The following is a 21,155-nucleotide window of genomic DNA, read 5'->3' on the forward strand; positions in this document are numbered from 1 at the left end:
CTTGGATTAGTCATAAATGAAACCCTCCTTTAGTAGATGGTGAACAAAGCAACCGAACAACTTAACAGATTAAAAAACCCGAGGGCATACTTCCGGCAATGGAGCAAAAAAACAATGCGACTTGAATCTGCCTGTGTTCCACTGGCCATACCACTGAGGAGGACAGTCCCCTTCAGGCATGAAAAACCAGAGTGAATTCTCGGCAGGATGGAAACGTTCCCCTCTGATGACTCTCCGTGCAAGCTGCTTATCCTTCTCGCGAACCCGCTGATAAAAATAGCCTTTCATTGTAGCTTCAAATCCGCCTGGACGCTGGAATACCATATCCTCAAGATCGTTAATTTCCATAAAATCGAGACAATCCGCAAGAACCCGATTCACCCCGACATTTCCAACCATCAACATTCCAAGTTGACCATCCCCCTCGGCCTCTGCCCTCATTAACCTTGCCAAAAGCTCTACATGCTTCTCATTGTGGGCAACAACAGCCAACCCCCTCACTCCTTTCCCATCGCTTTCCACTATATGCGAGGACTGATCAACACATGACTGTGCTTTTGTTCGCTAAAGGGATCTGACCCCTTTAGCGAACAAAAGCACAAAAAACCGCGCCATAACGGTTTTTGGACGCGGTTTTTGTTCGTTATGGAGTTGTAAGTTTAAGTTTGTTTTGTTGCGGTCAAACGCTAAGAAAACGAGGCAGATCTTCGTCTTCTAGCAGGTTGCCGACATAGAAAGCACCAAATTCGCCGTAGCGGGCGCTCACTTCGTCAAAACGCATTTCATAGACGATTTTTTTAAATTGAAGGACGTCGTCTGCGTATAGCGTTACGCCCCATTCCCAGTCGTCTAGGCCGACGGAACCAGAAATGATTTGTTTAATTTTCCCTGCATAACTGCGGCCAATCATCCCGTGGTCGTACATTAGCTTTTTGCGTGTTTCCATTGGCAGCATATACCAGTTGTCGTCGCCATCACGGCGCTTATCCATTGGGTAGAAGCAAACATGCTTCGTTTTAGGCAGCTGAGGATATAAACGAGCACGGACGTAGGGGTTTTCGTATGGATCTTCATCCGAGTCCTTAGACCCGTAGCTTCCCAACTCAACAACCGAAACGTAAGAATAGGCTGGTATTGTAAAATCAGCAATCGTTAATTTGTTAAATTCATTTTCAAGCTCGTTAAGCTCTTCCATAGTTGGACGTAAAATAAAGAGCATAAAGTCCGCTTTTTGACCGACAATAGAGTAGAAAGAATGGCTTCCCTGCTCTGTGTTCTGCACATCATGCAATTTCTTTAAAAATCCTTGAAATTCACTGATGGCAGCTGCACGATCATCGCTTGAAAGACGTTTCCAGGATGCCCAATCCATTTTTCTAAAATCATGAAGGCCATACCAGCCATCGAGAGTTGTTGCTGCTTCACTCATTCAAAGTCACTCCTTGAATTATATGTATTTTCTATCGTTATCATATCATAATAAGCCTAAACAGAGACAAATCATACACATTGTTCATGAATTGTACATCCGTTTCAACAGGAGGCAGTCATAAGTATTTTTACCAAAAAACCATTTAAAATTATGAGAAAAAACAGACATTAAAAGTGTAACCGCTGACATAATGGGTTTTTCTTGAAATCTAATGCTGTTGGGGTATGCTAATAATATAGACGGTTTAAGGAGGTCGCAATGATGAGCGATTTATTTACTACATTGACTGAAAAAATAAAAGGGAAAGACGTACGAATTGTATTGCCTGAGGGGCTGGACGAGCGTGTTTTAAGCGCGGCAAGCCGTTTGGCGAAAGATGAAATTTTAATACCAGTATTAATTGGAAATAAAGATAAAGTAGAAGAGAAGGCAGCAGAATTAAATGTATCATTGAATGGCTGTGAGGTTTTGGACCCTGCGTCGTATGAGCAAATGGACGAGCTGGTAGCATCCTTTGTGGAGCGTCGTAAAGGCAAAGCAACTGAAGAGGATGCACGTAAAATTCTATTGGATGAAAACTACTTCGGCACCATGCTTGTTTATACAAAAAAAGCGCACGGTCTTGTAAGCGGAGCGGCTCATTCTACAGCTGACACGGTCCGCCCTGCTCTTCAAATTATTAAAACAAAGCCTGGTATTAAAAAGACTTCAGGTGTTTTCATTATGGTACGTGAGAATGAGAAATATGTATTTGCAGATTGTGCAATCAATATTTCTCCAGATAGCCAGGATTTAGCTGAAATCGCCCTTGAAAGCGCGAAAACCGCTGAAATGTTTGATATCGAACCACGCGTTGCCATGCTAAGCTTTTCAACAAAAGGCTCTGCTAAATCACCTGAAACAGAAAAGGTAGCAGAAGCGGTGAAAATTGCAAAAGAACAGGCTCCAGATCTTACGCTCGATGGAGAATTCCAATTTGATGCAGCATTTGTTCCATCAGTTGCTGCAAGCAAAGCACCTGGATCTGATATTAAAGGGGATGCCAACGTATTTGTATTCCCTAGTCTTGAGGCTGGAAATATTGGGTACAAAATTGCCCAACGGTTAGGAAATTTTGAAGCTGTTGGACCAATTCTTCAAGGATTGAATGCACCGGTGAACGATCTTTCCCGCGGATGCAACGAAGAAGACGTGTACAAGCTTGCATTAATTACTGCAGGACAAGCACTTTAAAATGACCCAAAGAACAAAAAACCTTGCCGAATCCTGATTCGGCAAGGTTTTTTGTGTGCTTTTGTTCGCTAAAGGGGTCAGACCCCTTCAGCGAACAAAAGCGTTCTATGGTATAATTTCGTCAATATGAATGGCAGAGGAGATACGGTTGAAATGGAGCAAGAGAAAGCGTTGGGGCTGCTGAGACAGCCAATCTGGCGGATTATTGACCAGTCCAGCTTTGGTCCGATGTTTGAGGGCCTAAAGTCGTTTGCAATGGATGATACGTTATGCACATCGGTTGGTTCAGGAGATGCTCCTGCCACGGCTCGTGCATGGGTGCATCATGATACCGTGGTGCTTGGTATACAAGATACACGCACACCTTTTTTACATGATGGAATAGCTGTTCTTGAAAAAGCGGGCTTTCGCTCTATTGTAAGAAATTCTGGCGGGCTTGCCGTTGTGCTGGATAACGGTGTACTTAATTTATCATTAATTTTCGCTGAAAATGAAAAAGGGATTGATATTAACCGCGGCTATGAGGCGATGGTCGAACTGATCCGCACCATGTTTTCGGATTTTGATGCGAAAATTGAAGCGTATGAAGTAGCCGGCTCTTATTGTCCGGGAAGCTATGATCTTAGCATTGGCGGACAGAAATTTGCCGGCATTTCACAGCGCCGAATCAGGGGCGGGGTAGCCGTACAGATTTATTTATGTTTGTCTGGAAGCGGGGCGAAAAGAGCGGAATTGATTCAGCATTTTTATGAGCAGGCGGTAAAGGGAGAAAAAACTAAATTTGCTTATCCTGAAATTCAGCCAACCGTGATGGCTTCATTATCGGAGCTTCTTGGCGTGAAGCTGACTGTTCAGGATGGCATGCTGCGCTTTATGCAATCCCTTAAATCAATTAGTGGTAGCATTCAAGCCGGTCAGTTAAATGCGGAGGAACAACTGCTCTATGATGCCTATTTAACTCGTGTAATGGACCGCAACACAAAAGCATTAATAGAATAAAAGGTCTGCCCAGACAGTATGAAACCTGTGCGGGCAGACCTTTTTAGTTTTCTACTATTTTTTCGAGATTGCCGTTTCGATCCATTTTAAACGTATTGGATGGTATATCCTCATCGTCAAAGAGAATTAACTTTCTTGCACGGTTCATGATTTTCATCAGCGTTTCATAATCCTCTTGCATGGTGCCTTCTTGTTCTTCAAGTCTAGTCACTTTTTCTTCTAACATAGCGCACTGCTCTCTTAATACGCGATTCTCACCCAAAACACGTTCAAGCTCCCATTTTGCCCGCTCATCCTGACCACGGGCTTGCCCTAGCTGCTGCAGATAAGCAATCACTACCTCAAGCGACAAAGAAGAAAGTGGTGCTTGGCGTAATGAAACCGGTGCCTGGCGGATAGATTCCACGATTGGCGCCGTTTCCTGTGCTATTTCAGCCTGGTAGCTTACTTTTGCTGCTTCAGAAGAAATGGGTTCCTCTGAAAAAGGCAGGTCTGCAGTGGTTAAATCATCAATTGTAGGCATTGGCGGCTGGTAAAGTATTTTCTTCTTTCCGCCTTGTTCTTTTCCAAGCAGACGATAACGCTGCTTGCGTTGCTTTTTTGCTAGATCAAGTGCTTTTTCATATTGCTGGCGGACAACTGCATTCCAGCGAAATCCGCAAGCAGCTGAAGTGCGGTTTAGTTTATCTCCGACTTCCTCAAATGCGTTAAGCTGTGTGCTGCCTTCTCTAACGTGACGAAGCACCGTATCAGCAAGCATCAAGTCATCTTCTTCCATCCAAGCATCTTGTCGTTGTTTCATTCTATTCACTCCTGTTCCATTAATCTTTCATTTGGACGAGTATCCATACCTTCAGTTTCACCTGGAAAAAAAGATTTCATACATCACACAGGTTCTTAAAAGTAAAACAACGGAACAATTGGGTTATAGACCTTGAAAAGAAGTCTTCAAATCGGTACAATGACTGATAGTGAATAAAAGAGACTCACAAAGAAAGGTTGTCGACAGATGGCAAACGAATTCCGAGTTTGCGATGATTGTCAAGCCGTCAATATAAAGACATTGATTCCAAAGCTGAAGGAAATCGATCCTGACGCTTCATTTGATATTGGTTGCCAATCATATTGCGGTCCAGGCCGTAAAAAGACGTTTACCTTTGTCAATAATCGCCCTGTCGCGGCATTGACAGAAGAAGAGCTTATGGATAAAGTTCACGCTAAATTAAAGAAATAAAGCTCGAAGACGTGGTTGATTTACTAGAAAACGTTTTGCGAGAAAATAAGCTTAAGGTCTAGCACCTTACGCATTCATAACCATCCATAAAGAATGGATCGGTAGCTATCATGATGCGTAAGGTTTGCTAGCCTTTTTTATCATGATCTAGTGCATATGCCAAGCGGGAAACATGAGATTCAGCTTAAAATTAAGAAGTAAAATTGCATCCTGAAGCAGAATGTCATCTTTTGAATCAGATAATGAGAGGAAACCTCATCCAAGTAAGGGTAAATTATTTCAGTTGGAAAGACGAATGAATGACTGTCTATTTGTTTTAAAGACGATAGAAATCAAAAATTATGGGCCTTCATTACATAGTTATGAGCCAAAGCTCGACTGCGATTTATACTAGAAATGTGTTTCGCTTTTTAAAATGTCTCTGTTAAACTAGCTTGTTGATTTCCGCTTCAGGCGCTCGCTTTCCGTGGGCGGTCCGAAGCTCCTCGGCGCTATACGCCTTTGGGGTCTCCCTTTGACTTGCTTTTTCCACAGGAGCCTCACTTATCCGCGCCGATAGCATTTAAAATAAAAAATATCCTGTCTCAATTCTTGAGATAGCAAGGGTTATTGTAGAAATTTGTCATTTCGTGCCATGTCAAGTGGTGTTTCAATAAAAAAATGTCGTTATAATAAAAATATATCTTTCGGGAAGAGGGAAGATGATGACGTATTCCACAGAGAAACTATATGAAGAAAAAGTATTCAAGGATCCGGTTCATCGATATATTCATGTACGCGATCGAGTAATCTGGGACCTGATTGGAACGCGAGAATTTCAGCGATTGAGAAGAATTCGGCAGCTGGGAACTACGTATCTTACTTTTCATGGTGCAGAGCACAGCCGGCTTAATCACTCTCTTGGTGTCTATGAGATTATTCGCCGTATTGTGGATGACGTGTTTGCAGGACGGCCTGAATGGGATCAAAATGAGCGCTTGCTGTCACTTTGTGCAGCACTTTTACATGATTTAGGACATGGCCCTTTCTCTCATTCATTTGAAAAGGTGTTTGATTTGGACCACGAAGCCTTTACACAAGCCATCATTTTAGGAGAAACAGAGGTAAACAAGGTGCTTACCCGTGTGTCGGATGATTTCCCTCAAAAAGTGGCCGATGTGATTGCGAAAACCTATGAAAATAAGCAGGTTATTAGCTTAATATCAAGTCAAATTGACGCGGATCGAATGGATTATTTGCAGCGAGATGCCTATTTTACAGGGGTTAGCTACGGTCATTTTGACATGGAGCGAATTTTACGCGTTATGCGTCCGCTTGATGATCAGGTTGTCATCAAGCACAGTGGAATGCACGCAGTGGAAGATTATATTATGAGCCGTTATCAAATGTACTGGCAAGTTTATTTCCACCCTGTGACAAGAAGTGCTGAAGTCATTTTGACCAAAATACTTCACAGGGCTAAGGAATTAAGTGAACAGGCGTATTTTTTTGCTTACGAGCCTTACCATTTCTTGTCCATGTTTAAGGGAAATGTAACATTGCAAGACTATCTTAAGCTGGATGAGTCTGTGATCATGTATTATTTCCAAATGTGGGAGGATGAAAAGGATCCGATTTTACGGGATCTTTGCCGGCGATTTATGAATCGAAACCTATATAAATATGTAGAATTTGATCCTTCGAAAGAATATAAAAAGCTGCAGGAGCTTGAAAAGCTCTTTAAAAAAGCAGGGCTTGATCCCGAATACTATTTGGTCGTTGATTCCTCTTCTGATCTTCCGTACGATTTTTATCGTCCTGGAGAGGAAGAAGAGAGAGTGCCGATTCATTTGCTGCTGCCTAGCGGAGAGCTGCGAGAGCTTTCAAGGCAGTCAGATATTGTTGACGCAATTTCCGGTAAGCGCAGGACAGACCATAAGCTATATTATCCAAAAGATTTCATCTTAGATAACTCCTCAAAGCGAGCAGTTAAGAAGCAGATAAGAGAAATATTAGGAATCGAATAGAATGATTGCTGTAAAGTTTGACAGCTAGAGATGTAAAAGGAGGTGAATTTCCATGATGAAAGATCATGTAAGGCTCATGCAGGCATTTTTCGCTTCCGGAGAAATAATAGGACGAAAAAAACTGCAGAAGATGATCTACATTGCTAAAAAGCTATCATTCCCTTTTCACGAAAAATATCAATTTCATTTTTTTGGCCCATACTCTGAGGAGCTTACGCTGCGAGTGGAGGAGCTTTGTAATATGGGCTTTCTTACTGAGCAGAAAGAGAAGAAAAGTGGGTATATACAATACCGTTATGGAATGACGGAAGAAGGACAAGCATTTCTCGACGCTCAGCAAGTGAGTGTAATGCGAAATCTTGAATCCTGTCTCTGCGATTTAAATACTCAATCCTCACGTTTTTTAGAGCTTGTATCGACGGTGCTCTATTTCGAAGGGCTTGAACGAGAAGCCCTTGTGGATAAGATTCATATTGTGAAAAGCAAACAAAAATATACCGCTGAAGAAATCAATGAAGCTTTTAGCTATATCGAGCATTTAAAAACTTTTTCATAGTAAGCGAGCGATCACGATGCAGATTTGAGACGCATCGTGATCTTTTTTATTGATCAACTGCTTTTGAAATAAAAATTGATCGATTTTGAATGAATTTGAAAACTTTTGATTGATTTTTGGAAGCGTTATCTTTATACTAAAAGCAAGGAATTGAAATGGAGGCAGTTTATATGCTGACAGATGAACGATACGGTCTCATTCTGGAACGGGTGAAACAGCAGGATATTGTTAAGATTCAAGAGCTTGTGGAGGTCACAGGTTCCTCAGAATCCACTATTCGAAGGGATTTGACGGAGCTTGAAAAAAAGAAATACATCAAGCGGGTGCACGGGGGAGCGAAGCTTCTTAAAGGAAAACTTCAAGAACTGAGCGTCTCTGAAAAAACATCCAAAAGCCTTCAAGAAAAGCAGAGAATTGCGCAATATGCTTCATCACAAGTAGAAGAAGGCGACTGCATTTTTATCGATGCAGGAACAACAACACAGCATATGATCCCATTCCTGCCGGAAAAGGAAATTGTCGTCGTAACCAATGGATTGATGCATGTGAAGGCATTGCTTGAAAGAGGTTTTAAAACCTACTTAATCGGTGGTTTTGTTAAGCCGAAAACAAATGCCATGATAGGACGCGGAGCTCTGGAGTCAATGAGAGATTACCGATTTGATAAAGCATTTATGGGGACCAATGGTGTTCATTCAGAGTTTGGCTATACAACACCAGACCCGGAGGAAGCACAGGTGAAAGAGCTTGCGATTTCACTATCCAGAGAGACGTTTGTACTGGCGGACGATAGCAAGGTAGGAGAGATTGCATTTGCTAAGTTTGGTGACATTAAGGAAGCGGCTCTCATTACAAATGAATTAGAAGCGGAAACAGCATCCCGCTATACAAAACAAACAAGAGTAAAGGTGGTAACAATATGATCGTCACCGTGACCTTAAACCCATCTGTTGACTATGTTGTCCGTTTGGATTCATTGCACGTTGGGTCACTAAACCGTACGAATGACGCATCCTATTTTGCAGGAGGCAAAGGGATAAACGTTTCACAGGTATTGCATGAGCTTCAGGTGGATAGTGCTGCAACTGGTTTTATTGGCGGGTTCAGTGGAGGATTTATTAAACAGTCACTTGCTGTAAAAGGGATTAAAGCGAATTTTGTTGAAGTGGATGAACCGACAAGGGTCAATATTAAGCTGAAAACGGGAGAAGAAACAGAAATAAATGCAGCTGGTCCAACCATTTCAACAGCCCACTTAACCTCACTGCTTAAGCAATTGGAGCAATATGGCGAAGGTGATGTGCTGGTGCTTGCTGGCAGTATTCCTTCATCCGTGCCTTCAACCTTATATGGAACATTAGCAGAAAATGCTGCAGCGAGGGGCATGAAGGTTGTCATTGATGCGGAAAAATCATTATTAGAGCCAGCACTTTCAAACCCTCTCTACTTGATTAAACCAAATCATCATGAGCTTGGTGAATATTTTGGCGTTGAGATCGACACGGTAGAAGAGGCAATTATCTACGGCAAGAAACTGCTAAACTACGATATTCAGCATATTATGGTGTCCATGGCAGAAAAGGGGGCCGTTTTACTGACAAAAGAAGAAACGCTCCAGGCTCAGGTTCCAAAAGGTACGGTAAGAAATAGTGTTGGCGCGGGGGATTCATCTGTTGCTGGTTTTCTTGCAGGCCGAACGAAAGGATATTCTTTGGAAGAATCCTTTCGACTTAGTGTCGCAACTGGATCTGCTACTGCTTTTTCAGAAGGGTTGGCGACAAGTGAAGAGGTTGAACTGCTAAAGCCGCATGTACGTATACAAAAACTAGTTTAAAGGAGGGTTTTTTATGAAAATTACTGATTTACTAACTAAAGCGACAATGAATCTTGAACTCCAATCAACGGATAAGGCAGGAACGATTGAAGAGATGGTCGCAATACTGGATCAAGCAGGGAAGCTGAATAATCGCTCTGAATTTCGAAAAGCCATCCAGGCACGGGAAGACCAAACAACAACCGGTATTGGAGAAGGGATTGCCATTCCTCACGCCAAAACGGAAGCGGTAAAAGAACCGGCTATTGCATTTGGTCGTTCAAAGGCCGGCATTGACTATGAATCACTTGACGGTCAGCCGGCTCACCTTGTCTTTATGATTGCAGCTACAGCTGGAGCAAACGACACGCATTTGCAGGCACTAAGCCGTTTATCCGTTTTACTCTTAAAAGATGAAGTAAGAAAAGGCTTGCTTGAGGCCTCTTCAACTGAAGAAGTGATCGCCATCATTTCTCACCATGAAGAAGAAAAAGAGCGTGAGGATGCACGTGAAGAGCAGGCAGCACAGGCTGAAGCTGCTCCTAAAGGGAAAATTTTGGCGGTTACGGCTTGTCCGACAGGGATTGCCCATACGTATATGGCAGCAGATGCGTTGAAAAATAAAGCAAAAGAAATGAATGTTGATATAAAGGTAGAAACAAATGGTTCTGATGGAGCAAAAAACATTTTGACAGCTGGTGAAATTGAGAACGCTGTCGCGATCATTGTGGCTGCAGATACAAAGGTAGATATGGAGCGCTTTAAAGGAAAGCATTTAATCGAAGTGGGTGTTACCGACGGCATTCGCAGACCGCAGCAGCTCATTGAACGAGCGCAGCGTCAGGATGCTCCTGTGTACAAAGGATCAGGCGCATCAAGGGATGCAAGTGACAACGCTGATTCAGCAAAGGGCCGCTCAGGCGTTTACAAGCACCTAATGAGCGGTGTGTCCAATATGCTTCCATTTATCGTTGGTGGAGGAATCTTAATTGCTGCATCATTTGCTTTTGAGGATCAGATCGCAGGAACGTTAACACCATTTGGTGAGATATTAAGAACAATCGGAGGCGCCAACGCATTTTTCCTTATTGTTCCGGTTCTTGCAGCATTCATCGCCATGAGTATTGCTGATCGTCCAGGTTTTGCGCCAGGTATGGTCGGCGGATTAATGGCCGCAACGGGCGGCGGAGGATTTTTAGGTGGTATAATCGCCGGGTTTGTAGCGGGTTACATTGTTCTTGGATTAAAGAAACTCTTTAAAAACCTGCCTGCTATTTTGGATGGGTTAAAGCCTGTGTTAATTTATCCGTTATTGGGGATTTTCCTTACAGGGTTTATTATGTACTTTGCAGTAAGTCCTCTCAGCGCGATAAATGAAGGAATTACGAGCTGGCTGGATGGGTTAGGTACAGCAAATTTAGCGATTTTGGGAATTGTCTTAGGTGGAATGATGGCTGTCGATATGGGTGGACCGGTTAACAAAGCGGCGTATGCATTTGCCCTTGGATTAGCTGCATCAGGACAGTTTGGACCTCAAGCTGCCGTTATGGCTGGCGGGATGGTTCCGCCTCTTGGACTGGCCTTGGCTACAACATTATTTAAAAGAAAGTTTACAGATCAAGAACGAAAAGCTGGTTTTTCTGCTTACTTTTTGGGAGCGTTCTTCATTACTGAAGGAGCCATTCCATTTGCAGCAAGTGATCCATTACGAGTGATTCCATCTGTTATTACTGGTTCTGCCATTGCAGGGGGACTAACGCTATGGTTTGATCTTGCACTTCGGGCTCCTCACGGAGGAATTTTCGTCTTCGCAACACTTGAAGGCGGCGTACTAAGCATTCTTTTATACACACTTGCCATTGCTGTTGGTACAGTCGTAACCGCGATAATGGTTGGACTATTGAAAAAGCCGGTTGCAAAAGTGTAAAGAAAAAATAGTAAAAAAAAGCCTCCTTTTCTATTGATGAAAAGGAGGCTTTTTTTGCTTTTAATTAAATTTATGGGCAAGCATCAATAAGCATTTCGATTATCAGCCGAATTTTCTCTTTATTCAAGGGATCAGCTGCTTTTAGATAGCAAACTTTTAAGCGCAATCCGTTTTTGACTGGTTATATAAACACCTGTAAAAACAAGTAAGCCTCCAAGAACCTGCACGGTTGTAATAACCTCTCCTAAAAGCAGGCTCAGAACGGCTGTGAAAACAGTAATTAAATTTAAATAAACTCCCGCGCTGCCGGCACCAATTTGACGAAGGGAGGAATTCCAGAAAATAAAGGATAAAACAGAAGGGAAAATTCCCATATACAATATTCCAAGGGTGGCCTGTCTGCTAACAGGAAACGGATTGCCCGATAAAATAGCAAAAGGAAGAAGTATAATTAAGCCAATTAATACAGAGACCGATAATGCTGCAATCGGTGGAATGCTCTGCATTCTTCGACCCATGATCGAATAAAAAGCCCAAACCAAAATGGCTAAAAGCATCAGAAGATCACCTTGATTGTAATCCATTAAAAACACCTGCTGCAGCTGTCCTTTTGTCAATACAAGCAGAACACCGAACAATGAAATCAGAAGTCCAATCATAGTGGATCCTGTAATTTTTTCCTTTAGAAGAAAGGCGGATAAAAGGACAATTAAACCAGGATTAATCGAATTGACCAGTGCAGCATTTACAGGAGTAGTGAATTGCAGCGCTTGATATAAAAAGAAGTTATACGCAATAATCCCCAAAAGCGTCATTACCGTAAGAACCTTCCACTCTTTCCAAACCTTCTTCCAATCCGGACGCTCAATGAAATGAGCAATCGGAAACAATAAAAAAACGGCTATAAGCCATCTTGAAAAGGTTATTTGCAGGGGCGTCATTTCTTCTACTACATATTTTCCAAACGTATAATTACCGGCCCAAAACAAGGTGGCCAAAAAGAGAAAGGCGAAAGTCTGATATTTTTTCATTGGTATAACGCTCCTTGTCGCAACTTACAGAATATTGCTGAAAGATAATGAACTAACTATAACAAATGAGCAAAAGGCATTCAACACTGTAAGGCGATAAAAGATAGGATGATTATAAGTGTAGGCTGTATTTCTATAATTAGGAAATGAGGTAAACGAAGGCGGGATAAATAGATTAAGGGTTATTGTTAAAGGAAATCAATAGTAGAGCATAATAACGCACAGGTAACTCATAAAATATCAGGTGTTAGCATGGGCTATGTTCATTATGTCGCTAATTGATCACAAAATAATGAACATAGCCGTCCACACTATTCTTGGTCGCTTAAACGCTTGCCGGCAACGCCGTAGTGGTTTTTGCTCATCTCTTCGATGAAAACAACCACTTTATCTGCTGGTGCGCCTGTCGTTTCGACAACAGCATCTGTCACTTTTTCGACGAGGGCTTTCTTTTGGTCTTCAGAACGTCCTTCAAGCATTTTTACTGTTACGTATGGCATATTCATTCTCCTTTCAAGGTGGTTAAGCATCGTGCTGTGAAGCGATAATATGGTACAATCGTTTCAAGAACAGTCTGCTCTTTCAGTTTAAACGACTATGCAGCAAACACAAAGTGTTTAGTCTGAAAAATCGTGCAGTTTGGTGCAGCAGGTCTTATCTTCAATTGAGGTCAGAGAGGAAGGCGAGGCCGTATGTTTTCGCTTTTTAGTAATCCGGAACAGCTTGTGTATATTGCTTTTACACTAATAATTGCATTTACGCTTCACGAATATGCCCACGCATATGTTGCATATAAATTTGGAGACCCGACCGCAAAAAATCAGGGAAGGTTAACCTTTAACCCGATAAAACATCTGGACCCGATTGGAACGATTTTGATTCTTATCATTGGCTTCGGCTGGGCAAGACCGGTACCGGTTAATCGTTTTTATTTTAAACGGCCGAGATTAGCAGGGGTGCTTGTATCGATTGCAGGCCCGCTAACCAATTTGGTGCTTGCTTTTATTGCTCAAGGCCTGTATATGGGATTGGTGATCGGCGGGGTAGAACTGCCGCCATTTGCCATTGGTTTATTAAATACGATGGTATATTTAAATATCCTGTTGTTTATATTTAATTTAATTCCGCTTCCTCCGCTTGACGGCTATCGAATTATTGCTGATCTTGTACCAAACAATGTGAGGCCTAAGCTGACTCAATATGAACCGTATGGCGGAATCATCTTTCTCATCATCGCCATAACGCCGCTTAGTCAATACACGATTTCGCCGCTGTTTGGCACGATGATTCCAGCTATTCAGCATACATTTGGAAAGTTCTTTGGATTATTATTTGGATTAAATGGATAAGGGAGTGTCTTTTATGAGTGAAAATAAGAAAAAAAATATAGGATTTAATATTATTAAAAGCGATCCTACTGATGGACACGGAGGATATGGTGTTGGCGCCTTAAGTTTAGATAACGTTTCTCCTGTTATTATTGATGTGGAAGAGGGAGAAGCAGAAGTCGATATTGGGGCTATGCATGCTCGAAGCAAGGTAGAAAAAGGGATTAAATTCACAACAAATCGTGAGGACTCTGAAGGCGGCAAACCATACTGGCTCGTTTGGGTCACAATTGACCGTAAAGCACAAGGACCTTATTATGCGGGAGTTACTGCATGTGAAATGGTCGTTAATCGTGAAAAACGACGAGGCTATAAGCTGCTGCCTGAGCACGTGAATTTAATGGACAAATCAATGAAACGAAAAATCGTGGTCGAAAAGATGGATGACAGGTCAAAAGAAATCCTGGCTGCATTCCTTAAAAACCACAATGCGGATATGTGGAAGAATTCAGAATTATTGCTTCACGAAGCGTTAGAAGTTCAAAAATAAAGCAATTCCTGAAGACTGGGAATTCCGTGAACAAATTGTGACGTTTTCCGTAAAAAAGCTTTTCCATTATTGCTCTCAAAGGGGAAACGGAGTACACTAACAATAAAGCTGCATAAATAGTAGCTAGGACAAAAAAACCTCGAGGTCGCACACCTCGAGGTTTTTTATATAGAACAGCGCAGGCCGCTCGTTCACGCCCTAATTTTGCAGGCAGAGAACATTTACAAGCCGTCACCGAAATAAGACCAAGAAAAGCGGAAGGCGCTCGCTCATTTGCTCCAAGCTTAAATCAAATTACTCACAACAAATCCTCCAGCCATATGTGCTCCGGGGGTTCTGGTGTATCCGCAGGTGTCATCACTGGTTCTCCTGGAGGAGTCGTATCTGCCTCGCTTGAGCATGCTTCGAGCGGCTCTGTACGGTCTAGGAAATAAGCGGAGCGAGGGCTTCCGCATTGCTCTGAAGCTAATAACCCGCTATGTGGATCCATATCAACCGCTATAACGCCTTTCGGAGGAACAAAATACTCCTTCTTCAATCCTTTAAGTGCCCGCTCCATAAATCGAATCCACACTGTTTTGGCAACCGCTTTATCGTCATTTAATGTAATTTCTTTTCCCTCATCATAGCCTGTCCAAATGCCTGCGTTAAGAGAAGGGGAAAACCCGATCATCCATTGATCTGTATTGGTCGTACCTGATTTTGCAGCGTACTCCCTTGTTTTTTCCTGTAGTAATGTAATTCCTGTAACCGTGGAATAATCATTTAATGCAGGATCAAATGTCCCTGTCAGCATATGGGCCATGATAAAGGCAATTTTGGAATTAATGACTTCCTTTTGCTTATTTTTATGTTCATAAATCACCGTGCCATCCGCTGTTTCAACCTTTCTTACAAATACAGGCTTCGTCTGATTGCCGCCATTTGCGAAAATATTATAGGCGTTGATCATTTCGATGGGCACAACCTCCGATGTCCCGAGCGCAGCGGATGGCACATCCTCGATGGGTGTGTGCAGGCCAAATCGTTTCCTAATTTGATTCAAAACATCCTCACCTAAAAATAAATGGGTTTTTACGGCGTAAATATTATCTGAAATCGCAATTGCCTGTGCAAGCGTAATCGCATCATTGGCATATTTGTGATTAAAATTTTGAGGAGAATATTCCCCTCGCCCTTCATCAAATGTAAAGGTAGTAGGTTCACTGCGCATGGTGGTAGCTGGCGTGAATCCATGCTCAAGCGCTGCTGTATAAAGCAGGGGCTTTATCGTTGATCCGGGCTGCCTCTTTGCTTGTGTCATACGGTTAAACGGACTGTTGTCATAATTTCTACCGCCAATTAATGCTTCTACATATCCAGTATTTGGGTCCATGGCGGTCATTGCGATCTCAATTTCTGAATCTTTGGGTACAGCCTCCTGTACGACTTCCTCTGCGATTGTCTGCTTTTCCATGTCCAGTGTTGTGTAGATTTTTAGGCCGCCGTATTTTAAATAGTGGGGTTCAATTCCAATTTCATTTTCAAGCTCTGCCCAAACGGCATCCTGGAAGTAAGGAGCGATCCCTCTTGCCGTGTGAGGATGCTGTCCGATAATGGTCAGTGGTTCATCCTTTGCTTCATCAGCAGCCCCTTGTGTAATCATTCCCGTTTCTACCATTGATGCTAAAATGAGTTCTTGCCGTTCTTTGGATCTAACAAAATGATCAACGGGCGAATAGCCAGAGGGTGATTTAGGGATTCCTGCCAATAATGCAGCTTGTGCGAGAGATAGCTTGTCTGCTGGTACTCCGAAATAATACTGGCTGGCAGCTTCTACACCATATGCCCCGTGCCCATAATAGATTGTATTTAAATAGCCTTCTAAAATAGTCTCCTTATTATAATTCCACTCAAGACGAACAGTATAAAGTGCTTCATTTATTTTTCTCGTCCATGTTTTGTCATGTGAGAGAAAGAGATTACGTGCATATTGCTGCGTAATTGTACTTGCGCCTTGGACCATGGACATGGCTTTGATATCAGCAACCGCTGCCCCTGCTATTCGCTTGTAGTCAAACCCGCTATGATCGTAAAACTTCCGATCTTCAATCGCAAGAGTGGCGTTAATCATGTCAGGTGCTATATTTTCAAGAGGCTCCCAGTATCTTTTTTCTCCTGAATGACGCTCTCCAATGGGTTCATCATCAGCAGAATAAAGTAAGGTTGATTGACTAACAGCTACAGAAGGAGGTCCTGTTGTTTTTGCATACAAATAAATTCCTGCCATCAAGACACTATAAAGTGCTATCAGTGCAACAGAGGCTAGGAGACTCCATCTCATGACTTTTCCCCATTTTCTTTTTTTACGTCTTGACAATCTGTCCACTGAGAACACCTCATTTGTCGTTTACGTCTAGTATGTGGTGGCGTGGAGCTTTTTAAACGTTTGATCAAGGATTGTTTTAGGTTAGAATGATCAGTATGGATCGTCTGTTTTGATTGTTTTTAGAAGTGAATATACAATGTTCGACAAGATTCATAAAATAGCTATTGAATTTTTAATGAATTTCTCTATACTTTTCCTCATGCGCATTTTTTTTGCGGTAGAGTTGAAAAGAAAACATAATGCTATTTTTAAGGACAATATTAACGTTTCGGACACATGTCTTTAGGATAAAGTACGAAGAAAAAGGAGAATGATCATGGCAGGATTTTGGTTTACTGAAAAACAAACTGAGAACTTTGGTATAACAATGAAAATTAACAAAACACTACACACTGAAAAAACGGAATTTCAGCAGCTCGATATGGCTGAAACAGCTGAATGGGGCAACATGCTCTTCTTGGACGGCATGGTCATGACTTCTCAGCGTGATGAGTTTGTTTATCATGAAATGGTGGCACATATACCATTGTTTACGCACCCAAAACCAGAAAACGTATTGGTTGTTGGCGGCGGTGACGGCGGTGTTATTCGCGAAGTGCTAAAGCATCCATCTGTTAAAAAAGCAACGCTTGTTGAAATTGATGGAAAAGTAATCGAGTACTCAAAAAAATACCTTCCTGAAATTGCAGGTGATTTAGAGGATGCGCGTGTTGAAGTGAAGGTTGGCGATGGTTTTCTTCATATTGCTGAAAGTGAAAATGAATATGATGCGATCATGGTGGATTCAACAGAGCCTGTTGGACCAGCTGTTAATCTATTTACAAAAGGCTTTTATGCCGGAATCTCGAAAGCACTAAAAGAAGACGGAATTTTTGTTGCACAATCAGACAACCCATGGTTCAAAGCGGATCTTATCCGTCAGGTGATGTCTGATGTAAAAGAAATCTTCCCGATTACACGCCTTTACACAGCGAATATCCCAACATATCCAAGCGGTCTTTGGGCGTTTACACTTGGTTCAAAAAAGTATGATCCACTTGAAGTAAGGGAAGAGCGTTTCCATGAAATTGACACGAAGTACTATACAAAAGAGCTTCATAACGCTTCATTTGTACTGCCAAAATTTGTTCGTGATCTAACAGAGTAAGGGAGGAATAAACATGCGCTTTGATGAAGCTTATTCAGGAAACGTATTTATTAAAAGCAAACCTTCCTATAAAGAGAGCCAGGCAGTTATCTATGGCATGCCGATGGACTGGACAGTCAGCTACCGTCCAGGATCCCGTTTTGGGCCAACGCGTATTCGTGAAGTATCCATTGGTCTTGAGGAGTATAGCCCTTACCTGGACAGAGATCTTGATGATGTGAACTACTTTGATGCAGGGGATATTCCGCTTCCGTTTGGTAATCCGCAAAAAAGTATTGAGGTCATTGAGGACTATATCGATCAGTTGATGGCTGACGGGAAATTTCCGCTTGGAATGGGCGGCGAACATCTTGTTTCATGGCCAGTCATGAAGGCAGTTGCGAAAAAATACACGGATTTAGCCATCATTCATTTTGATGCGCATACGGACCTGCGAGAAGAATATGAGGGAGAGCCGCTTTCTCACTCTACTCCTATTCGAAAAATAGCAGAGCATATTGGACCGAAAAACGTCTATTCCTTTGGCATTCGTTCTGGAATGAAAGAAGAATTTGAATGGGCAAAGGAAAATGGTATGCATATCTCGAAATTTGAAGTGCTGGAGCCGTTAAAAGAAATTCTTCCAACCCTTGCTGGACGTCCCGTGTATGTCACGATTGATATTGATGTACTGGACCCAGCACATGCTCCTGGTACTGGTACTGTGGATGCTGGCGGCATTACATCACGAGAATTGCTTGGCGCCATCCACGCGATTGCAGGATCTGAAGTGAACGTAGTAGGCGGCGATCTTGTAGAAGTAGCACCTATTTACGATCCATCTGAGCAAACGGCCAACACGGCTAGCAAGCTGATGCGTGAAATGCTTTTAGGCTGGGTGAAATAATTCATGTAACAAGTCTGGCTGCAGGGCCAGACTTGTTTTGTATTTATACTGCGTAAAAAAGCGACAAGCATCGATCAAATTCGTTGATCTAGGCTGTTCTGACATTGCATTTTCACGCAAAGATTTTTATAATAGAAAAGTTAGAAATTTACGGTATGTGCAACGATCCATGCTGTTGTCTAAGACAGCTGACAGAATGGATGGTTGTTCACATAGACCGTTGTAAAGGAGTGGGTTTTGTGACTGATGCATCCGTCTCAACCCCTGTGGATATAAAGTTAACAACTGTTGTTTCTCAAACGGATGGTTCACGAGAAGAATTCAGCTTCACCTCAACGGGGGAATGGATTCAAAAAAACAACGTGAATTTTTTAAAATATAATGAAGTGCAGGAAGCAGGAACGGTTCGTACCATTGTAAAGATGGAGAAAGAAAATGCTCTGATTTTAAGAAATGGTGCGCTTAAAATGAGGCTGGCGTTTCAAACAGGAGGGCAAATGGCAGGCTCCTATGACACGGAACACGGCGCGATTGCACTCGTAACAGATACACAATCCATACAGCACAATACACCAAGCGACATACCAGGAAAATTCCATCTGAAGTACACGCTTGAAATGACAGGCAATAAGGTTGGTACTTACACAATGACGATTGAATATAAGGAGGCACCTAAACAATGACAACAATCTCCCAGCAAGTGCAGGAAAACTTAAAGGAAGAAATAAAGCAGGCCGTTTTAAAAGCGGGATTAGCAGCAGAAGAGCAGCTGCCGGAGTTGGTTCTTGAAACACCTAAAGACAAGGCAAACGGCGATTACTCTACAAACATGGCCATGCAGCTTGCGCGTATTGCCAAAAAAGCCCCTCGTGCGATTGCAGAAGCGCTAGTCGAGCATTTTGATTCTTCTAAGGCATCCATCCAAAAAATCGATATTGCCGGCCCTGGATTTATCAACTTTTATATGGATAACAGCTACTTAACGGATTTAATTCCTGCGATTATTACAGCAGGTGATGCTTATGGAGAATCAAACACAGGAGAGGGACAAAAGGTTCAAATTGAGTTTGTATCCGCGAATCCAACGGGCGATCTTCATCTTGGTCATGCACGAGGAGCAGCTGTAGGTGATTCACTATGTAACGTACTCGCGAAATCAGGCTTTGAGGTGACACGTGAATACTACATAAATGATGCAGGTAATCAGATTCATAATCTTGCATTATCAGTGGAGGCCCGTTACTTCCAGGCGCTTGGACAAGACAAGGAAATGCCTGAAGACGGCTATCACGGACAAGATATTATTGGCATTGCGAAACGATTGGCTGAGGAGTTTGGCGATCGCTATACGCAAGTTTCCGATGAAGAGCGCTATGAATTTTTCCGTGAATACGGCTTGAAGTATGAGCTTCAAAAGCTCCAAGATGATCTTGAAGCATTCCGTGTCCCGTTTGATGTATGGTTTTCAGAAACCTCTCTTTATAAAAATGGAAAAATTGATGCAGCGCTTGAGGTGCTGAAAGAGCGCGGTCACGTTTATGAACAAGATGGGGCAACCTGGTTCCGTTCAACGGAGCTCGGCGATGACAAGGATCGCGTATTAATCAAAAACGATGGCTCTTACACGTATTTAACACCTGACTTAGCCTATCATCGCGATAAATTTGAGCGCGGCTTTAACAAAGTCATCAACATTTGGGGAGCAGACCATCACGGCTATATTCCTCGTATGAAAGCGGCGGTTGAAGCTCTTGGATACAACCGCGAGGATCTGGAGGTTTCCATCATCCAGATGGTTCAGCTGTATAAAGACGGCGAAAAAATGAAAATGAGTAAACGTACTGGTAAAGCTGTAACCATGCGCGAGCTTGTAGATGAAGTAGGTCTTGATGCAGTTCGTTATTTCTTTGCGATGCGCAGCGGCGATTCTCATATGGATTTTGATTTGGATTTAGCTGTATCTCAATCCAATGAAAACCCAGTTTATTATGCACAATACGCACATGCGCGAATCTGCAGCATCCTGCGTCAAGGCGAGGAAAAAGCTTTGGATACCAGCGGATCAGCGGACCTTTCTCTAATTGGTACAGAAAAAGAAGTTGACCTGTTGAAAAAGCTAGGCGATTTCCCGCAGGTGGTTAGTGACGCAGCCGTCATGCGTACACCGCACAGAATTGCTACCTACATTAACGAGCTTGCTTCAGTATTTCACAGCTTCTACAATTCAAATAAAGTATTGGATACGGATGAGCCGGAACTTTCAAAAGCACGTCTAAAGCTAATTGAAGCCGTTCGCATAACCGTTAAAAATGCTCTTGCCCTGATTGGCGTAGAAGCACCGGATAAAATGTAAGATAGGCTGTCCCGCTTAAGTGGGGCAGTTTTTTTATGAATCTCTATTTATAAAGCTGTGTTAAAGATAATTGTTAATTTTTGGCGCGATGTTGATTGGAGCGGATACGTGAGACTCCTGCTTAGAAAAGCGAGTAGAAGGGAGACCCCCACAGGTGCATAGCGCCGAGGAGGCTCCCTGGCCGCCCGCGGAAAGCGAACGCCTGAAGCGGAAATCAACAAGCAAGTTTAACACAGTCTTTTATAAAAAGGATTTTTCTATCTCTTCTCGAATGTATGTATTTGGGAGGCGC

General features: G+C 42.5%; 20 protein-coding genes. 14 read left to right on the forward strand and 6 right to left on the reverse strand.

The window, feature by feature from the left end; genetic code table 11:
- Window positions 1–69: 69 nt before the first annotated feature.
- Window positions 70–492, reverse strand: a complete 423-nt coding sequence (locus KP78_RS05415) for a cell wall hydrolase (RefSeq protein ID WP_041086916.1) — start codon at window positions 490–492, stop codon at window positions 70–72.
- A gap of 187 nt (window positions 493–679) precedes the next feature.
- Window positions 680–1,429 (reverse strand): hydrogen peroxide-dependent heme synthase, encoded by a 750-nt coding sequence (hemQ, locus tag KP78_RS05420; protein WP_041086917.1) that lies wholly within the window; start codon window positions 1,427–1,429, stop codon window positions 680–682.
- A gap of 264 nt (window positions 1,430–1,693) precedes the next feature.
- Here hemQ and pta point away from each other — a divergent pair, with 264 nt between their 5' ends.
- Entirely contained in the window at window positions 1,694–2,665 is a 972-nt protein-coding gene (pta, locus tag KP78_RS05425) for a phosphate acetyltransferase (RefSeq protein WP_041086918.1), read from the forward strand.
- A gap of 126 nt (window positions 2,666–2,791) precedes the next feature.
- Window positions 2,792–3,664 (forward strand): octanoyl-[GcvH]:protein N-octanoyltransferase, encoded by an 873-nt coding sequence (gene lipL, locus KP78_RS05430; protein ID WP_327063159.1) that lies wholly within the window; start codon window positions 2,792–2,794, stop codon window positions 3,662–3,664.
- 43 nt (window positions 3,665–3,707) lie between these two features.
- On the opposite strand, the gene KP78_RS05435 is transcribed toward lipL, so the two are convergent.
- Window positions 3,708–4,466 (reverse strand): RsfA family transcriptional regulator, encoded by a 759-nt coding sequence (locus KP78_RS05435; protein WP_041086920.1) that lies wholly within the window; start codon window positions 4,464–4,466, stop codon window positions 3,708–3,710.
- Between the two features lie 207 nt (window positions 4,467–4,673).
- On the opposite strand from KP78_RS05435, the gene KP78_RS05440 reads away from it, so the two are divergent.
- From KP78_RS05440 to KP78_RS05465, 6 genes are all read left to right on the forward strand, one after another.
- On the forward strand, window positions 4,674–4,898 hold the full coding sequence (locus KP78_RS05440; protein WP_041086921.1) for a YuzB family protein: 225 nt from the start codon (window positions 4,674–4,676) through the stop codon (window positions 4,896–4,898).
- Window positions 4,899–5,602: 704 nt separating this feature from the next.
- Window positions 5,603–6,904, forward strand: coding sequence for an HD domain-containing protein (locus tag KP78_RS05445; RefSeq protein ID WP_041086922.1), 1,302 nt, complete (start codon window positions 5,603–5,605; stop codon window positions 6,902–6,904).
- A gap of 52 nt (window positions 6,905–6,956) precedes the next feature.
- Entirely contained in the window at window positions 6,957–7,460 is a 504-nt protein-coding gene (locus tag KP78_RS05450) for a YwgA family protein (protein WP_041086923.1), read from the forward strand.
- Between the two features lie 170 nt (window positions 7,461–7,630).
- Entirely contained in the window at window positions 7,631–8,383 is a 753-nt protein-coding gene (locus tag KP78_RS05455; RefSeq protein ID WP_041086924.1) for a DeoR/GlpR family DNA-binding transcription regulator, read from the forward strand.
- Window positions 8,380–9,294, forward strand: coding sequence for a 1-phosphofructokinase (gene pfkB / locus KP78_RS05460; protein ID WP_041086925.1), 915 nt, complete (start codon window positions 8,380–8,382; stop codon window positions 9,292–9,294). The genes KP78_RS05455 and pfkB overlap by 4 nt, the downstream gene beginning before the upstream one ends.
- 13 nt (window positions 9,295–9,307) lie before the next feature.
- On the forward strand, window positions 9,308–11,200 hold the full coding sequence (locus KP78_RS05465; RefSeq protein WP_041086926.1) for a PTS fructose transporter subunit IIABC: 1,893 nt from the start codon (window positions 9,308–9,310) through the stop codon (window positions 11,198–11,200).
- A 131-nt stretch (window positions 11,201–11,331) separates the two neighbouring features.
- Here the strand turns inward: KP78_RS05465 and KP78_RS05470 are convergent, their stop codons facing one another.
- Both KP78_RS05470 and KP78_RS05475 read right to left on the reverse strand, forming a co-directional pair.
- Window positions 11,332–12,231 (reverse strand): DMT family transporter, encoded by a 900-nt coding sequence (locus KP78_RS05470; protein ID WP_041086927.1) that lies wholly within the window; start codon window positions 12,229–12,231, stop codon window positions 11,332–11,334.
- A 311-nt stretch (window positions 12,232–12,542) separates the two neighbouring features.
- Complete coding sequence (locus KP78_RS05475; RefSeq protein ID WP_041086928.1) at window positions 12,543–12,731, reverse strand: 2-hydroxymuconate tautomerase; 189 nt, start codon at window positions 12,729–12,731, stop codon at window positions 12,543–12,545.
- Window positions 12,732–12,923: 192 nt separating this feature from the next.
- Here KP78_RS05475 and KP78_RS05480 point away from each other — a divergent pair, with 192 nt between their 5' ends.
- Window positions 12,924–13,580: a site-2 protease family protein gene (locus tag KP78_RS05480; RefSeq protein WP_041086929.1), complete on the forward strand. Its 657-nt coding sequence runs from the start codon at window positions 12,924–12,926 to the stop codon at window positions 13,578–13,580.
- 13 nt (window positions 13,581–13,593) lie between these two features.
- Window positions 13,594–14,109: a YwhD family protein gene (locus KP78_RS05485; protein ID WP_041086930.1), complete on the forward strand. Its 516-nt coding sequence runs from the start codon at window positions 13,594–13,596 to the stop codon at window positions 14,107–14,109.
- A gap of 298 nt (window positions 14,110–14,407) precedes the next feature.
- Here the strand turns inward: KP78_RS05485 and KP78_RS05490 are convergent, their stop codons facing one another.
- On the reverse strand, window positions 14,408–16,477 hold the full coding sequence (locus KP78_RS05490; RefSeq protein WP_052474628.1) for a transglycosylase domain-containing protein: 2,070 nt from the start codon (window positions 16,475–16,477) through the stop codon (window positions 14,408–14,410).
- Window positions 16,478–16,793: 316 nt separating this feature from the next.
- Here KP78_RS05490 and speE point away from each other — a divergent pair, with 316 nt between their 5' ends.
- From speE to argS, 4 genes are all read left to right on the forward strand, one after another.
- The gene (speE, locus tag KP78_RS05495; RefSeq protein ID WP_041086931.1) at window positions 16,794–17,624 is read left to right on the forward strand and encodes a polyamine aminopropyltransferase; all 831 of its coding nucleotides are present in this window, start codon (window positions 16,794–16,796) and stop codon (window positions 17,622–17,624) included.
- Between the two features lie 13 nt (window positions 17,625–17,637).
- Window positions 17,638–18,510, forward strand: coding sequence for an agmatinase (speB, locus tag KP78_RS05500; RefSeq protein ID WP_041086932.1), 873 nt, complete (start codon window positions 17,638–17,640; stop codon window positions 18,508–18,510).
- 239 nt (window positions 18,511–18,749) lie between these two features.
- Entirely contained in the window at window positions 18,750–19,193 is a 444-nt protein-coding gene (locus KP78_RS05505) for a YwiB family protein (RefSeq protein ID WP_041086933.1), read from the forward strand.
- Window positions 19,190–20,863 (forward strand): arginine--tRNA ligase, encoded by a 1,674-nt coding sequence (gene argS / locus KP78_RS05510; protein ID WP_041086934.1) that lies wholly within the window; start codon window positions 19,190–19,192, stop codon window positions 20,861–20,863. The genes KP78_RS05505 and argS overlap by 4 nt, the downstream gene beginning before the upstream one ends.
- The last annotated feature ends 292 nt before the right edge of the window (window positions 20,864–21,155 follow it).

It is taken from the genome of Jeotgalibacillus soli, assembly GCF_000829435.1.
GTDB lineage: Bacteria > Bacillota > Bacilli > Bacillales > Jeotgalibacillaceae > Jeotgalibacillus > Jeotgalibacillus soli.

Coding starts and splice junctions, on each gene's coding strand:
- hemQ (WP_041086917.1), bottom strand. CDS start 1,429: ATGAGTGAAGCAGCAACAACTCTCGATGGCTGGTATGGCCTTCATGAT.
- pta (WP_041086918.1), top strand. CDS start 1,694: ATGAGCGATTTATTTACTACATTGACTGAAAAAATAAAAGGGAAAGAC.
- lipL (WP_327063159.1), top strand. CDS start 2,792: ATGAATGGCAGAGGAGATACGGTTGAAATGGAGCAAGAGAAAGCGTTG.
- KP78_RS05435 (WP_041086920.1), bottom strand. CDS start 4,466: ATGAAACAACGACAAGATGCTTGGATGGAAGAAGATGACTTGATGCTT.
- KP78_RS05440 (WP_041086921.1), top strand. CDS start 4,674: ATGGCAAACGAATTCCGAGTTTGCGATGATTGTCAAGCCGTCAATATA.
- KP78_RS05445 (WP_041086922.1), top strand. CDS start 5,603: ATGACGTATTCCACAGAGAAACTATATGAAGAAAAAGTATTCAAGGAT.
- KP78_RS05450 (WP_041086923.1), top strand. CDS start 6,957: ATGATGAAAGATCATGTAAGGCTCATGCAGGCATTTTTCGCTTCCGGA.
- KP78_RS05455 (WP_041086924.1), top strand. CDS start 7,631: ATGCTGACAGATGAACGATACGGTCTCATTCTGGAACGGGTGAAACAG.
- pfkB (WP_041086925.1), top strand. CDS start 8,380: ATGATCGTCACCGTGACCTTAAACCCATCTGTTGACTATGTTGTCCGT.
- KP78_RS05465 (WP_041086926.1), top strand. CDS start 9,308: ATGAAAATTACTGATTTACTAACTAAAGCGACAATGAATCTTGAACTC.
- KP78_RS05470 (WP_041086927.1), bottom strand. CDS start 12,231: ATGAAAAAATATCAGACTTTCGCCTTTCTCTTTTTGGCCACCTTGTTT.
- KP78_RS05475 (WP_041086928.1), bottom strand. CDS start 12,731: ATGCCATACGTAACAGTAAAAATGCTTGAAGGACGTTCTGAAGACCAA.
- KP78_RS05480 (WP_041086929.1), top strand. CDS start 12,924: ATGTTTTCGCTTTTTAGTAATCCGGAACAGCTTGTGTATATTGCTTTT.
- KP78_RS05485 (WP_041086930.1), top strand. CDS start 13,594: ATGAGTGAAAATAAGAAAAAAAATATAGGATTTAATATTATTAAAAGC.
- speE (WP_041086931.1), top strand. CDS start 16,794: ATGGCAGGATTTTGGTTTACTGAAAAACAAACTGAGAACTTTGGTATA.
- speB (WP_041086932.1), top strand. CDS start 17,638: ATGCGCTTTGATGAAGCTTATTCAGGAAACGTATTTATTAAAAGCAAA.
- argS (WP_041086934.1), top strand. CDS start 19,190: ATGACAACAATCTCCCAGCAAGTGCAGGAAAACTTAAAGGAAGAAATA.